The organism is Chromobacterium alkanivorans (genome assembly GCF_016937655.1).
In the GTDB taxonomy this organism is placed as follows: Bacteria; Pseudomonadota; Gammaproteobacteria; order Burkholderiales; family Chromobacteriaceae; genus Chromobacterium; species Chromobacterium alkanivorans.
Window position 1 is genome coordinate 155,288 of record NZ_JAFHKL010000009.1, and the last position, 14,171, is coordinate 169,458.

At 68.0% G+C, this 14,171-nt stretch carries 18 protein-coding genes; 10 read left to right on the plus strand and 8 right to left on the minus strand.

The window, feature by feature from the left end; all coding sequences use genetic code 11:
* Positions 1-28 precede the first annotated feature (28 nt).
* On the minus strand, positions 29-1,051 hold the full coding sequence (locus JW897_RS16755) for a putative 2-aminoethylphosphonate ABC transporter substrate-binding protein (RefSeq protein WP_205466990.1): 1,023 nt from the start codon (positions 1,049-1,051) through the stop codon (positions 29-31).
* 154 nt (positions 1,052-1,205) lie between these two features.
* Positions 1,206-1,886, minus strand: coding sequence for a DAPG hydrolase family protein (locus tag JW897_RS16760; protein WP_048413259.1), 681 nt, complete (start codon positions 1,884-1,886; stop codon positions 1,206-1,208).
* 99 nt (positions 1,887-1,985) lie between these two features.
* On the opposite strand from JW897_RS16760, the gene JW897_RS16765 reads away from it, so the two are divergent.
* On the plus strand, positions 1,986-2,630 hold the full coding sequence (locus JW897_RS16765; protein ID WP_205466991.1) for a TetR/AcrR family transcriptional regulator: 645 nt from the start codon (positions 1,986-1,988) through the stop codon (positions 2,628-2,630).
* Positions 2,631-2,698: 68 nt separating this feature from the next.
* Positions 2,699-4,321 carry a diguanylate cyclase domain-containing protein gene (locus JW897_RS16770; protein ID WP_048413257.1) on the plus strand — a complete coding sequence of 541 codons (1,623 nt, stop codon included), beginning with the start codon at positions 2,699-2,701 and terminating at the stop codon, positions 4,319-4,321.
* Positions 4,322-4,362: 41 nt separating this feature from the next.
* Here JW897_RS16770 and JW897_RS16775 read toward each other — a convergent pair whose 3' ends face one another.
* The 4 genes from JW897_RS16775 to phnF form a co-directional block, all read right to left on the minus strand.
* The gene (locus JW897_RS16775; protein ID WP_048413256.1) at positions 4,363-4,692 is read right to left on the minus strand and encodes a hypothetical protein; all 330 of its coding nucleotides are present in this window, start codon (positions 4,690-4,692) and stop codon (positions 4,363-4,365) included.
* 155 nt (positions 4,693-4,847) lie between these two features.
* On the minus strand, positions 4,848-5,417 hold the full coding sequence (gene phnN / locus JW897_RS16780) for a phosphonate metabolism protein/1,5-bisphosphokinase (PRPP-forming) PhnN (protein WP_205466992.1): 570 nt from the start codon (positions 5,415-5,417) through the stop codon (positions 4,848-4,850).
* Positions 5,407-6,099, minus strand: a complete 693-nt coding sequence (locus tag JW897_RS16785; protein ID WP_205466993.1) for a DUF1045 domain-containing protein — start codon at positions 6,097-6,099, stop codon at positions 5,407-5,409. The genes phnN and JW897_RS16785 overlap by 11 nt, the downstream gene beginning before the upstream one ends.
* A complete protein-coding gene (gene phnF, locus JW897_RS16790) occupies positions 6,099-6,821 on the minus strand; it encodes a phosphonate metabolism transcriptional regulator PhnF (protein ID WP_048413253.1) in 723 nt (240 codons plus the stop codon). Before phnF ends, JW897_RS16785 begins: the two co-directional genes overlap by 1 nt.
* Before the next feature lie 168 nt (positions 6,822-6,989).
* On the opposite strand from phnF, the gene phnG reads away from it, so the two are divergent.
* The 7 genes from phnG to JW897_RS16825 are packed head-to-tail and all read left to right on the plus strand — an operon-like array spanning position 6,990 to position 12,572.
* A complete protein-coding gene (gene phnG, locus JW897_RS16795; protein ID WP_205466994.1) occupies positions 6,990-7,430 on the plus strand; it encodes a phosphonate C-P lyase system protein PhnG in 441 nt (146 codons plus the stop codon).
* A gap of 1 nt (position 7,431) precedes the next feature.
* Positions 7,432-8,004 carry a phosphonate C-P lyase system protein PhnH gene (gene phnH / locus JW897_RS16800; RefSeq protein ID WP_205466995.1) on the plus strand — a complete coding sequence of 191 codons (573 nt, stop codon included), beginning with the start codon at positions 7,432-7,434 and terminating at the stop codon, positions 8,002-8,004.
* 1 nt (position 8,005) lies between these two features.
* Positions 8,006-9,091, plus strand: coding sequence for a carbon-phosphorus lyase complex subunit (locus JW897_RS16805; protein ID WP_205466996.1), 1,086 nt, complete (start codon positions 8,006-8,008; stop codon positions 9,089-9,091).
* Positions 9,088-9,945 carry an alpha-D-ribose 1-methylphosphonate 5-phosphate C-P-lyase PhnJ gene (locus JW897_RS16810; protein WP_205466997.1) on the plus strand — a complete coding sequence of 286 codons (858 nt, stop codon included), beginning with the start codon at positions 9,088-9,090 and terminating at the stop codon, positions 9,943-9,945. Before JW897_RS16805 ends, JW897_RS16810 begins: the two co-directional genes overlap by 4 nt.
* Positions 9,942-10,715 (plus strand): phosphonate C-P lyase system protein PhnK, encoded by a 774-nt coding sequence (gene phnK, locus JW897_RS16815; protein ID WP_205466998.1) that lies wholly within the window; start codon positions 9,942-9,944, stop codon positions 10,713-10,715. Before JW897_RS16810 ends, phnK begins: the two co-directional genes overlap by 4 nt.
* Positions 10,716-10,719: 4 nt before the next feature.
* On the plus strand, positions 10,720-11,427 hold the full coding sequence (phnL, locus tag JW897_RS16820; protein ID WP_275899873.1) for a phosphonate C-P lyase system protein PhnL: 708 nt from the start codon (positions 10,720-10,722) through the stop codon (positions 11,425-11,427).
* Positions 11,424-12,572, plus strand: a complete 1,149-nt coding sequence (locus tag JW897_RS16825; protein ID WP_205466999.1) for an alpha-D-ribose 1-methylphosphonate 5-triphosphate diphosphatase — start codon at positions 11,424-11,426, stop codon at positions 12,570-12,572. The genes phnL and JW897_RS16825 overlap by 4 nt, the downstream gene beginning before the upstream one ends.
* A gap of 190 nt (positions 12,573-12,762) precedes the next feature.
* On the opposite strand, the gene JW897_RS16830 is transcribed toward JW897_RS16825, so the two are convergent.
* Both JW897_RS16830 and JW897_RS16835 read right to left on the minus strand, forming a co-directional pair.
* Entirely contained in the window at positions 12,763-12,909 is a 147-nt protein-coding gene (locus tag JW897_RS16830; RefSeq protein WP_156038819.1) for a hypothetical protein, read from the minus strand.
* A gap of 45 nt (positions 12,910-12,954) precedes the next feature.
* Complete coding sequence (locus JW897_RS16835; RefSeq protein ID WP_156187784.1) at positions 12,955-13,227, minus strand: hypothetical protein; 273 nt, start codon at positions 13,225-13,227, stop codon at positions 12,955-12,957.
* 328 nt (positions 13,228-13,555) lie between these two features.
* Between JW897_RS16835 and JW897_RS16840 the strand changes: the two genes are divergently transcribed.
* Positions 13,556-13,780: a hypothetical protein gene (locus JW897_RS16840; protein ID WP_205467000.1), complete on the plus strand. Its 225-nt coding sequence runs from the start codon at positions 13,556-13,558 to the stop codon at positions 13,778-13,780.
* The last annotated feature ends 391 nt before the right edge of the window (positions 13,781-14,171 follow it).

Here is a 14,171-nt window from a genome sequence, read left to right on the forward strand (position 1 = left end):
GGCGGGCGGCGCGATGGCGGGACGCGGCTCAGCTCTTGGGCTCGGCCTTGCTCTCGTAGCGGCGCGACCATTCGCGCAGGATGGCCTCGCGCTGCTTGGCGGCCCAGGCGAAGTTGTTCTTGCTCAGGCGCTGGGCGTAGTCGGCGGGGATGAAGGGATTGGGCTTGGCCACGCCGGGCATGGCCAGCACCGCGTAGTTCTTTTCATACAGGCGCATCGCCGGCAGGCTGACCGAGAAGTCCGCCAGCTTCTGCGCGGCGGCCAGCTTCTTGCTGCCCTTGATGATGGCGGTGGCCTCCAGGTCCCAACCCAGGCCTTCCTTCGGATAGATCAGGTCGATGGGCGCGCCCTTCTCCTTGAGCTGGGCGCCGCGGTATTCGAAGGAGATGCCTATCGGATACTCGCCGGCGGCGGCCATTTTGCACGGCTTGGAGCCGGAGTGGACGTACTGCGCCATATTGGCGTGCAGCTTGTCCATATAGTCCCAGCCCTTCTTCTCTCCCATCATCTGCAACCAGGCGGACACGTCCAGATAGCCGGTGCCGGAGGACGCCGGGTGCGGCATCACGATCTGGCCCTTGTAGGCCGGCTTGGCGAGGTCCGCCCAGCTCTCGGGCTTGGGCAGGTTCTTCTTGGCGGCTTCCACGGTGTTGAAGCAGATGGTGGCGGCCCATACGTCCATGCCGGTCCACTTGGGCGGCCTGGCCTTGTCGACGAACTCCGGGCTCAGCTTGTCCACGCCCTTGGGCGCGTAGGGCTGCAGCATGCCCTGCTGGTCCAGAATCATCAGGCTGGTGGCGGCCAGGCCCCACACCGCGTCGGCTTGCGGATTGTTCTTTTCGGACAGCAGCTTGGCGGTGATGATGCCGGTGGATTCGCGCACGAAGCGGATTTCGATGTCCGGGTTGGCCTTCTCGAAAGCCTCCTTGTATTCCTTGACCTGGTCCGCTTCCAGCGCGGTGTACACGGTCAGGGTGGTGGTGGCCTGCGCCAGCGGGGCCGTCAGGCCGGACAGGGCCAGGCCGGCGGCCAGGACAATCAGCTGTTTCATCGACATCGCTCCAATGGGTTTAGACGTATAGACCTCATGGTCCATGCGCCGTCCGTCAAATCAGCCGCCACCTTACGACGCGCCGATGACAGCGCGGTGACGGCCGGGTGAAGCTTGTCTTGCGCGGCTGGACGTCTCGCCGCCGGCGCGCGGCCTACCAGGCCAGCGGCCCTTTCTCGCCGTTGGCGTGTTCGCCGTAGTACAGCGAGGGCAGGAAGCGCGCCAGGCAGCTGAACTCGTTGTAGCAGTGACGCATCAGTTCCAGGCCCAGGCGTTCCGGCACCGCTTCGCCGCTGCCGTCGGCCGCGCCCAGCAGAAAGCGGCTGCGCAGCACCGCGCCGTGGGCGGTGTCCCGCGTCAGGTGCACCATCTCGCCGTCCAGCGGGTCGCCGTCGGCGCTGAGCCGCGGTTCATCGCCAAAGGCGATGCGCGCGCACACCGCCGCCGAGACGTCGCCGCGCGCCAGCGCGGCGCTGAGCCGGCCGGCGCCGAAAAAGTTCTCCGGCGGATGGAATTTCAGCACCGCCGGCACCGGCGGGATCTCGCCCAGCGCCTCCACCGCGCGCACGGTGGAGCCGACGTAACCGCGGCCGGCGCGGCGGCGCCCGTCCCAGCCGCGCAGCTCCACGTGGTCGTGCGGGTGCCACCAGCGGATGTGCCGGGTGGAATCGAAGAAGGTGAACCACCAGTCGAACATGCGGCCGGCGCAGCCGGGCAGCTCGGTGCGCGCGGCCACCAGCAGCCGGCCGTCCTCCAGCCGGCTCACGCCGGTTTCCAGCATCAGCGGACCGGGTTGCAGCAGCTCGTCGTAAGATGTTTCATAGCGAGAATTCACAGTACACTCCTTGGCTTGAAGAATGATCAGGGCGCGATGCGCGGCTTTCCATTAATTTGGAAACGCATCACGTTTCCATAATGAGGAAGCCATATCCAGATGTCAAGCCAGGATCAGGGACCGCGCGCGCGCGGCCGCCCCGCCGCGCCGGAACGGGAGTTGCGCCGACAGGTGCTGGACGCCGCCACCGAGCTCTTGCTGAGCCAGGGCTACCAGGCCGCCACCATGGCGGCGGTGGCGCAGCGGGCCGGCGTGGCCAAGAAAACGGTGTATCGCTTCGCCGACAACAGCGAGCAATTGCTGGGCGCCGTCATCCACGGCTGGACCGACGCCTTCGTCGCGCCGATGAGCGCGCCGCTGGAGGACGCCGCCGGCCTGCCCCAGGCGCTGGAGGCCTTGCTGAACACGGTGGCGGCCAAGGTGCTGACGCGCGAGGCGGTGGGGCTGTTCCGTCTGCTGATCGGCGATTTTCCCGGCCGGGAAGCGGCGTTGGCGCAATACGCCGAACACGGCGTGCAACGCTGCGCCGCGCTATTGGCCGGCTGGCTGGAACGCCAGGCGGAGCAGGGCCTGATCCGCTGCGCCGACCCGGCGCAAACCGCCGAACTGCTGCTGGCGATGACGATAGCGGAGCCGCTGCGCCGGATGGCGCTGGGCCTGACGCCGCCGCTGCCGGAGCACGATCCCGGCGAGCGCATCCGCGCCGCGGTGGCGCTGTGTTGCGCCGGCCTGCTGCCGCGCTGAGCCGCCCCAGGCATACAAGCCACCAAACCTTGGCTAAACTGTCTTGAAGACAACCATAACTTGCGACCATGAGCCTGCGCCGCGTCCTCGATAGCATTGTTACCCGCTTGCTGCTGCTGGCGCTGGGCATCGTGGCGGCCGGCGCGGTGGCGCGCTACTACGCGGTCAGCCAGTTTCTGCGCGAAGACTTGAGCAAGGTGGTGCAAAACCAGCAGATGGCGCTGGCCAGCTACGTCGCCCGCGACGTGGACTTCAAGATCCAGCAGCGCCAGGCGCTGCTGCGGCGGCTGGCCTCCACCCTGCCCCAGGAACTGCTGCAACGCCCGGACGAACTGCAAGCCTGGCTGCGCCTGCATTGCGACTTCCAGTGCCCGTTCTCGCAAGGCCTGTACGTGGTGACGACCGAGGGCCGCGCCATCGCCGACTACCCGTCCCTGCCCGGCCGCATCGGTCGGGACTACTCCGACCGCGACTACATCCGCATCGCGCTGTCCAGCCCGCCCAATCTGGACCGCATCGTCATCGGCCGCCCCATCATCGGCCGCGTCAGCAAAAAACCGGTGCTGCCGATGGCGGCGGCGCTGCCCTGGCGCGACGGCCGCCCGCAAGGGGCGCTGGCCGGCATCACCGCGCTGGCCGCGCCCGGCTTCATGGATCTGCTGCTGGCCTCCCACATCGGCGGCCCCAACAGCGGCTTCCTGCTGATCTCGCCGCAGGACAAGCTCTTCGTCGCCTCCTCGCAGCCGGACATGGTGCTCAAAACCACGCCGCCCACCGGGATCAATCCCCTGCACGACCGCGCGATGGCCGGCTTTCGCGGCGTGGGCATCACCGTCAACGCCCAAGGGCGCGAGGAAGTGTCCGCCATCGCCTCGGTGCCCAGCACCGGCTGGTTCGTGGTGGCGCGCATGCCCAGCAGCGAGGCCTTCGCCACCGTGGGCCGGGCGCAGACCTTCATGCTGAAAAACGCGGCGCTCGCCATCCTGGTGTTCGCCCTGGCCGCCGGCGCCGGCCTGTATCTGCTGTTCCGCCCGCTGTTCCGCGCGGCCAGCCACGCGGACCGCATGACCCGCGGCGACTTGCCGCTGGAGCCGCTGCCGGTCAAGCGCAACGATGAGGTCGGCCATTTGCTGGCCGCCTTCAACCGGCTGCTGAGCAAGCTGAACCAGCATCAGGAAGAGCTGGCGCGCATGGCCCACCACGACAGCCTGACCGGCCTGCCCAACCGCGCGCTGCTGTCAGACCGCCTGGCCATGGCGCTGGCGCGCGCGCAGCGCAACGCCAGCCGGCTGGGCCTGCTGTTCCTGGATCTGGACGGCTTCAAGCAGATCAACGACGGCTACGGCCACAAGGCCGGCGACAAGGTCTTGTGGCAGGCGGCGCAGCGCCTGGGCGGCATCGTGCGCCAGACCGACACCCTGGCGCGCATCGGCGGCGACGAGTTCGTGCTGTTGATAGGCGATCTGGGCGAGGACGCCGAGGAGGTGGCGCGCATCGTGGCGGCCAAGTGCATAGAGACGATGCAGGCGCCGTTCGACATCGGCGGCGAACAGCGCCTGTTGGGCATTTCCGTCGGCATCGCGCTGGGCAACGGCGACAGCAGCGCGGACAATCTGCTGCAGGCGGCGGACCAGGCGATGTACCGGGCCAAGAAATCCGGCCGCAGCGGCTGCGAAAGCGTCACGCTGTAAGCGTCAGGCGGCCCGGCCGGGCGAGCCGCCGCGGCCGCCTGCTACACGATCTCGGGGATAGGCTCGATATAAGCCACCCGCTCGTTATTGTGCAGCACTTCCACCGCCGTGTACTTGGGCGCGCCCGGCGGCAGCACCCGGTTGTAATGGGCGTGCGCCACCGCCAGCACCTGCGGCCACATGCCGGGTTTCTGCACCAGGTGCAGGTCCAGCATCAGGATGGCCGGGTTGATGCCCTGCGGCTCGCGCATGCACAGCAGCGCCTCCACGCCCGGATTGGCCACCACCACGTCGCCCGCCACGTGCAAGCTCTTGGGGTGACCCGGCATCGCGTTCAGCCAGGCATGCCAGTTTCTCGATTGCAAAGCCATGTCCATTCTCCTGCCAACGGCGGGACGACGATCGCAGGCGCGAAGCTCCGGCGTCCCGCCAGCCGGAAACAGCGCGCGGCCCGCCGCCACGCTGCCGGCGAACTGCCCCGGTTATAGCAAGCGGCGGCGGCCTCGCCGGCCCGGTTTTCCAGGCATTAAGGACAGTCGGCGCCGCCGTCCCCGCTCAACAGCCGCAGCAATCGTTCGCCGGCCTCGGCCAGCTCGCCGTCGTTGCGCAGCACCGCCGCGCCCGGCGGCGGCCTCAACGCGGCGGCCTCTTCCAGCCGCTGGGCGACGCGCTCGGCGGATTCGCGGCCGCGGCCGGCCAGCCGAGCCGCCAGCGCCGCCGGGCTGGCGACGATCCATACCGGCCGCAGGCCGGGAAACCGCCGCGCCGCCAGCGGCAGCGCCGAGCGCGAGCCGTTGACCACCACGTCCAGGCCCTGCTCCAGCCACAGCGCCAGCTCCATGCCCAGGCCGTAAGCCAGGCCGTGGCGCCGCCAGCTCAAGGCGAAACAGCCGCTGCGCTCGCGCTGCTCGAACTCCTCGCGGCTCAGCGCGATATGGTTCTCGCCGCCGGCGTCGGCCGGCCGGGTGATGTAGCGGTGGGCGAACACCAGCCGTCCGCAGGCCGGCAGCCGCGCCCGCGCATAGGCCAGCAAGCTGTCCTTGCCGGCGCCGGACGGGCCGATCACATACCACAGCGCGCCGGGCTCAGGCTTCATAGCGCGCCGCCTGCCCGTCGAAGCCGCAATGCGCCAGATAACGGAAGGGCTGGCCCGCCGCCGGCTCCCAAAACACCGCCACGCCGTCCACCCGCACGCGGGAGAAAGCGGCGAAATGCCGGCGCGCCGCCTGCTCCAGCGCCCGTCCCGCCGCGCCGTCCGGCCTCAGCCGGCCGCTCAGCGTCAGGTGGAAGCGGTACTGCTCGAACACATAGGGATAGCCCCAGCGCCGCCGCAACTGCTCTTGGCGCGCGTCCAGGCCGGCGCGCGCCTGGCTGGGCGCTGCGCGGTCGGCCAAGGGCTCCATGTCGACGACGCAGGCGGCAGCCAGCTCCGCCAGCTCCGGCGGCGGATCCGCCGGCCGCAGCGCCAGGAAATCCGTCAGCCAGGCCACGTCCAGACTCAGCTCAAAAGGCTGGAAACGGCGCGCCAAGGCCGCGGTCCGCGCCAGCAGCACCGCCTCGTCCACGCCGGCGCCCAGGGCGAACGGCGCTTTCAGCGTGGCGTGCCAGCCGTAGCGGGCCGGCGCCGCGGTCAGCTCCGCCAAGGCGTCGGCGTCCACGCCCGGCGCGTGCGGCTGCAACACCTGCAGGCCGCTGAGCGCGTCCTGGCCCAGCCAGCCGCTGCCCGCGCGCCAGAAGGCGCTGTCCGGACGCGGCGCGTAATACAGCGCGTAACGCATCAGAGATCCTCCATCACCAATTGCACCAGATCGCCGTTGAAGCAGGTGATCCCGTATTGCACCGGCCGCCCCTGCGGGTCCACGTTCAAGGACTTCACATGCAGCACCGGCCTGTTCTTGGGCAGGCCCAGATAGTCCACCGTCTCGCTGTCCGGCAGCCGCGCGCTGACGCGGGTGAAGCGCCGGGTGTAGTCGTCTACGCCGAAATGCGCGAGCGCGCGCGTCACCGAGCGCTCGCGCCGGTAAATCTCCGGCAAGCCGGGGAAGCGCGCCGCCGGGAAGAACAGCGTCGCCCAATCCACCACCCGCAGCTCCACCCGGCTCAGGGTCTTGATGCGCAGCAGCGGCTCGCCCGCCGCCACTTGCAGCAGCTCGGCCAGCTCGGCGTTGGCCGGCACCGTGTCGCTGGCCAGAATATCGATGTCCGAGTTCAGGTTCTGGCTGGCCATGTTCCGGGAGAAGCGGGTGCGCTTGCTGATCGCGTAGTCGATCGCGTTGTTCTGGACGAAGGTGCCGCGCCCCTGCTCCACCCGCAGCAGGCCGCGCTCCACCAAGGTGGCCACCGCGCGCCGTATGGTGTGGCGGTTGACGCGGAAGCGCTGGGCCAGTTGCAGCTCGGTGGCCAATTGCTCGCCGGCGCGGATCGCGCCGCTGGCGATCTCCTCCGCCAGGCTGTTTTCTATCTGCCGCCAGACGGCGACGCCGGAACCGCGCTCAATCATCGTTTTCCCCCTTCCGCTGCCGCGGCGGCCATGGTCTAGCGCCGCCACCCAATCGTCACAAAAGCTTCATCGCCGCATGCTGTTAGCGCCTTGTCGCCGGCCATTATCATGGATACGTCTATACGTTTATATGAATTTTTGTTGAAACCGATCAAGGGGATGCCCGATATGGAAACCTCGACCAGACAAGACTGGCTCAGCCTGCTGGCCCACACCCCGCCGCCGCGGCTGCGCCGGCTGCTGAGCCCGCAACTGCCGCCGGCGGCGCAAGTGGAATGGCTGCGCCGCGCCGAAACCGGACTCATCATGCTGCAAGGCCGCGCCGGCGGCAGCGGCGCCCGCTTCAATCTGGGCGAAGCCAGCGTCAGCCGCGCCAGTTGCCGGATAGACGGCCGCCTGGGCCACGGCTGGGCGCTGGGCAGCAACGGCGAACACGCCGAATTGATCGCCCAGGCCGACGCGCTGCTGCAAGACCCGGCACGACAAGAGCGGCTGCTGGCGCAATGGATCGCGCCCTTGCGCGCCGAACGCGCCGCGCGCCGCGAGCTGGCCGCGCGCGAAGCCGCCGCCAGCAAGGTGGAGTTCTTCACCCTGGTCAGGGGGGAATGAGATGCGCGCCGCCTTCGCCGATCCGGTCCACGACAGCCAGCGCTGCTTTCGCGCCGCGCTGACCGCGCTGGCCGAACCCTTGCAGCCGCTGACGCTGCCCGTGCTGCCCGCCGAGCTGCCCGGCCTGATGCCGGCCACCGCCGCCCTGCTCTACACCCTGCTGGACCAGGACGTCAGCGTCTGGCTGCCGCCGCTGCCGGCGGACACCCTGGCCAGCCTGCGCTTCCACACCGGCCTGCGGCCGGCCGCCGCGCCGGAACAGGCCGACTTCGTGGTGCTGCCGCTGGGCGCGCCGCTGCCGCCGCTGGCCGCGCTCAAGGCCGGCGAGCCCGAATACCCGGACCGCTCCGCCACCGTGCTGCTGGAAAGCGCCGGCTTCAACGCCGAGCAAGTGGAAGCCGACGGCCCCGGCTTCGCCGCGCCGCGCCGTTTCGGCCTAGACGGCGCGCCGGACGGTTTCTGGCGGCAATGGCGGGACAATCACGCCCGCTTCCCGCTGGGCGTGGACATCTTGCTGATCAGCGGCGAGCGCGTGGCCGGCCTGCCGCGCAGCACCCGCGTCAAGGAGGGTTGATATGTATGTAGCCGTCAAGGGCGGAGAAACCGCCATCGCCCGTTCCTGGGACCTGCTCGCCGCCAAGCGCCGCGGCGACGCGGCCACGCCGGAACTGAGCCTGGCGCAGATCCGCGGCCAGTTGCGGCTGGCGCTGGCCAGAGTGATGCAGGAAGGCTCGCTCTACGACGAGGAACTGGCGGCGCTGGCGCTGAAGCAGGCGGCCGGCGACTGCGTGGAAGCGGTGTTCCTGTTGCGCGCCTTCCGCACCACCCTGCCGCGCTTCGCCGCCAGCCGGCCGCTGGACACCGCGGCGATGCGGGTGCGCCGCCGCGTGTCCGGCACCTTCAAGGACGTGCCCGGCGGCCAGGTGCTGGGCCCCACCGCCGACTACACCCAGCGGCTGCTGGACTTCGGCCTGGCCCAGGCCGCCGAGCCGCCCGTCCCGGCTCTGGCCGACGCGCCGTTGCCGGAACGGCTGCCCTGCGTGCTGGACGCGCTGGCGCGCGAGGGCCTGATCGAACCCGAAACGCCGCCGCCGGGCGACCCGGAGCCCGTCGACCTGACCCGCGAGCCGCTGCTGTTCCCGGCCGGCCGCGCCGCCCGGCTGCAAAACCTGGCGCGCGGCGACGAAGGCTGGCTGCTGGGCCTGGCCTACTCCACCCAGCGCGGCTACGCCGAGAGCCACCCCTTCGCCGGCGAAATCCGCATGGGCGAGGTCAGCGTCGTGGTCTGCCCGGAGGAGCTGGGCTTCGACGTCGACATCGGCGAAATCACCCTGAGCGAATGCCAGATGATCAACCAGTTCGCCGGCAGCCGCAGCGCGCCGCCGCAATTCACCCGCGGCTACGGCCTGAGCTTCGGCGAGGCCGAGCGCAAGGCGATGGCGATGGCGCTGGTGGACCGCAGCCTGCGCGCCGCCGAGCTGGGCGAGGCCGCGCACGCGCCGGCGCAGCAAGCGGAATTCGCGCTCTGCCACAGCGACAACGTCGAAGCCTCCGGCTTCGTCCAACACCTCAAGCTGCCGCATTACGTCGATTTCCAGGCCGAGCTGTCGCTGATACGCCAGCTGCGCCGCGAACACGCCGCCAAGGAGACGCAAGCATGAACACCGCCGCGCCATGGGCGTACAACTTCGGCTTCCTCGATGAAAACACCAAGCGCATGCTGCGCCGCGCCCTGCTCAAGGCGGTGGCCGTGCCCGGCTATCAAGTGCCCTTCGGCGGCCGCGAGATGCCGCTGCCCTATGGCTGGGGCACCGGCGGCATCCAGCTCACCGCCAGCGTGATCGGCCGCGACGACGTGCTCAAAGTGATAGACCAGGGCGCCGACGACACCACCAACGCGGTCAATATCCGCCGCTTCTTCGCCCGCGTCGCCGACGTGGCCACCACCACCCGCAGCGCCGAGGCCAGCCTGATCCAGACCCGGCACCGCATCCCGGAAACCCCGCTGCGCGCCGGCCAGATCATGGTGTTCCAGGTGCCGGAGCCGGAACCGCTGCGCACGCTGGAACCCAGCGAGCAGGAAACCCGCAAGCTGCACGCCCACCAGGACTACGGCCTGATGCACGTCAAGCTGTACGAGGACATCGCCCGCCACGGCCACGTCGCCGCCAGCTACGACTACCCGGTGCTGGTCAACGGCCGCTACCTGGCCTCGCCGTCGCCGATTCCCAAGTTCGACAACCCCAAACTGGACCGGAGCCCGGCCCTGATGCTGTTCGGCGCCGGCCGCGAAAAGCGGCTGTACGCGATCCCGCCGCACACCCGGGTGGAAAGCCTGGCCTTCGACGACCACCCGTTCCAAGCGCAAAGCTGGGAGCAGGCCTGCGCGCTGTGCGGCGCCGGCGACAGCTATCTGGACGAAATCATCATCGACGACGCCGGCGCGCGCCAGTACGTCTGCTCGGACAGCGACCACTGCCGGCAACGCCGCGACTCACAGGAAAGCCCGCAATGAATCCGCCCCTACTCAGCGTCCGCGGCCTGAGCAAAGACTACGGCAACGGCAACGGCTGCTTCGGCGTCGACTTCGAACTCTACGCCGGCGAAGTGCTGTGCGTGGTCGGCGAATCCGGCTCCGGCAAATCCACGCTGCTGGCCGCGCTGGCCGGCAAGCTGGCCGCCGACGCCGGCAGCGCGCGCTTTCGCGAGCGCGACGGCCGCGAACACGAACTCACCTCCGTCGCCGAATCCGAACGCCGCCGGCTGGCGCGCAGCGAATGGGGCTTCGTGTCCCAGCACGCCCGCGACGGCCTGCGCATGAACGTCTCCGCCGGCGCCAATATCGGCGAGCGGCTGATGGCGCTGGGACAGCGCCACTACGGCCGGCTGCGTCAGACCGCCGGCGACTGGCTGGAGCGGGTGGAAATCGGCCGCTCGCGGCTGGACGATCCGCCCAGCGCCTTCTCCGGCGGCATGCAGCAGCGGCTGCAGATCGCCCGCAGCCTGGCCACCCACCCGCGGCTGGTGTTCATGGACGAACCCACCGGCGGCCTGGACGTCTCGGTGCAGGCCCGCTTCCTGGACCTGACCCGAAGGCTGGTGCGCGACAGCGGCATCGCCGTCATCATGGTCACCCACGATCTGGCCGTGGCCCGGCTGCTGGCGCAACGCACGCTGGTGATGCAGGGCGGCCGGGTGGTGGAAGCCGGCCTCACCGATCAAATCCTGGACGACCCGCAGCACCCCTACACCCAGTTGCTGGTCTCCTCCATTCTGCAGGCCTGACGCGATGAACTTGTTGATAGACGCTAGCCGATTGAGTAAAACTTTCACCCTGCACCAGCAAGGCGGCCTGACGCTGCCGGTGCTCGACGACGTTTCGCTGCAAGCGGCCGCCGGCGAATGCGTGGCGCTGGCCGGCCCTTCCGGCGCCGGCAAAAGCACCTTGCTCAAGGCCTTGTACGGCAACTATCTGGTCCAGCGCGGCAGCATCCGCCTCCGCCACCGCGGCGGCTGGCTGGACATGGCCGCCGCGCTGCCGCACGAGATCGCCGACGCCCGCCGCCACACCCTGGGCTACGTCAGCCAGTTCCTGCGCGCCATCCCGCGGGTGCCGGCGCTGGACATCGTCGCCGAGCCGCTGCGCGAATGGGGCGTGGAGGCCGACGCGGCGCGGCGCGAGGCCGGCGCCCTGCTCGCGCGGCTGAACATCCCGGAGCGGCTGTGGCGGCTGCCGCCGGCCACCTTCTCCGGCGGAGAGCAGCAGCGGGTCAACATCGCGCGCGGCATGATCGCGCCGCGGCCCGTCCTGTTGCTGGACGAACCCACCGCCTCGCTGGACGCCGCCAACCGCGCGGTGGTAATTGAACTGATGCGCGAAGCGCTGGCGCGCGGCGCGGCGCTGGTGGGCATCTTCCACGACGAGACCGCCCGCGACGCCGTCGCCGACCGCGTGTTTGAAGTGCCGCTGGCAAACCAACCGGAACACCGAGCATGAAACGGATCTTGAACAACGCCAGGCTGATCCTGGCCGACTGCGTCGTCGAACGCGGCGCGCTGGAAATCGACAACGGCGTCATCGCCGCCGTCCACCCGCGGCCGCTGAGCGCGCCGCCGCCGCTGAGCGAAGACCTGGACGGCGACGACCTGCTACCCGGCCTGGTGGAAGTGCACACCGACAACCTGGAAAAACACCTGATGCCGCGCAACGGCGTGCTGTGGCCTACGCTGCCGGCCGTGGTCACCCACGACGCGCAATGCGTGGCCGCCGGCATCACCACGGTGCTGGACGCGCTGTCGGTGGGCGATCTGGAAGGCGACAGCGTGCGGCTGGACACCCTGCAAAGCGCCTTCGAGGCGATAGACGCCGGCATGCGCCGGCGCGTGTTCCGCGCCGAGCATCTGTTCCACCTGCGCTGCGAGCTGGCCTATCCGACGCTGCTGGACGCGCTGTCGCCCTTGATCGGCCACCCGGCGGTGCGCCTGGTGTCGCTGATGGACCACACGCCCGGCCAGCGCCAATACCGCGACCTGGCGCAGTACAAAAAGTACTACGCCAAGAAGAACGTCAGCTGGAACGACGACACCTTCCTCGCCGCGGTGGAACAGCGCAAGCTCAAGCAGCGGCAATACGCCGGCCGCCACCGCCAGGCGGTGGTGGAGCTGGCGAGGGCGCGCGGCGTCGCGCTGGCCAGCCACGACGACACCGAGCTTAGCCATATCGACGAGGCGGTGCGCGACGGCGTGGCCATGTCGGAATTCCCCACCACCTTGACCGCCGCGCGCGCCGCGCGCGAACAGGGGCTGATGACGGTGATGGGCGCGCCCAACATCGTCCGCGGCGGCTCCCACTCCGGCAACGTCGCCGCCTTGGAACTGGCCGGCCACGGCCTGCTGGACATCCTGTCCTCCGATTACGTGCCGGCCAGCCTGCTGCACGCCGCCTACCTGCTGGGCCGCCAGCCGGGCTGGGATCTGAGCCGCGCCGTCGCCACCGTCACGCTCAACCCGGCGCGGGCGGTGGGGCTGGCGGACCGCGGCGCCGTCGCCGTCGGCCAACGCGCCGACCTGATCCAGGCGCGCGAACGGGACGGCATCCCGCTGGTGCGCCAGGTATGGAGCGCCGGCCAGCGCGTGTTCTGAGCCGCAGTGGCACGACAAGGAGACGCAACTCAGGATCAGGAGTGTTGTTAGCGGGTCTAAACCAAAAGGGCCGCGTTATCGCAACGCGGCCCTTTTCCATTTCCATCCAATAATTCCTATTTCCACCCGCTCCGGCAAGGCGAGGAGAAACCCGCGCCTGACTTTGCTGCCACAAACCAGGCGCAGGCGCTCACTCGCGCCGCAACGGCGCATTCAACGCCTTCTCCTTGCCGATATGCAAGAGCAGCATCAAAACGCCTATGCCCAGCGCCTTCATTCCGCACCAGAACAGAGCAATGCTAAATACCCGATAACAAACAAAGCCGATCAGCGACACTATTGATTTCCCAATCCAAAAATACACGCCACTACTGACCAAAAATCAAATGGAAAACGATTCCGACTTCACTGCCCAATAAATATCCAGACGTTCCTTGCGGGTCAGATACACTTTGCCGCCCACGCCGCCGCCTTTCAAAGCGACGCTGCATATTCTCAGCGCGCGATATAAACCGGGCACTACCGCGCCCATGGCTGAGGTTTTTCTAATCAGGTTTTCGATATAAACCGTCAAACCCTCCAAATCCTGCCGCCAAATCATCTCCCGCTCCCGGGCCAATCCTTCCAATACTTTTTCATTTCCCGCCAATAACACGGTCGCTTGCCTCCCCAAAAACATCAGCGACCAGCTTAACCTCGTTGATACTAAATGTCTTTATCTCAATCAGTACAATTTATTATCAGCCATTAGAAATGATTATCGTTTTTACCGCCGCCCGGCGTCCGACAACGCCCCGCACAGGCCCGACAGCGGCCGCAGCAATCATTATCATTCCTTACCACCCCTGGCAAAAAGCTTAATTCTCAAGGCTTGCGCCCCCGCTAATCCAAACTGCATGCTATGATCTGCGCTCTGTTCCGTGGGCGCGAAATCCGCTTTCGCCAGCCTAAATGTATTGAATAACGACACCACATCATTCAGCATGCAATATAAAAACAAAGACCACGCCAACGCCAGCGCTCCGCTAATGGAGCAACTCGCCAACAGCGCCAAACTCTCCGCCCTGATCCTGTGCCTGGATCAGGCCCAATTGCTGAGCGAGCAACTGTTAAACGAACTTAACAGCAGAGATAAAAGAATTAACGCGATAGAACAAGAGCTGTTGCAAGCGCAGCAAGAAATCAAACAGCTTAAATCCACGCATTAAAAACGTGTTTACGATCTCGCGAGCAAGAGCGAGACAAGGCGAAAACGGCTGAGAAAGCGGAATGTACAAGTGGTACATGAGCATTTCGAGGACAGTTTCAACGCCGTATCGCCGACGCGTAGCAGATCGTAAACAGGTTCTAAGAAAAAGGCGCGCGGGCCTTGGCAAGCCCGCCCGGCCATTTGCCGGAGCAGCCGATTCCATCCGGCTCTTCAATGGAAAACGCCGTCGGATCTTATTGGCGGCTCCCCTGCCCCTATTTTCAAACCCGGCTCGTCCCGGATTCGCCGCGACGGCCTTGTTCCATCCCGCTTCGACGCCGGCGCGCTGTAATCGCGACGCTACAATTCCGTAGTCATCGCGCCCTCCTCCGGCCTTGCGCCGAATTCAT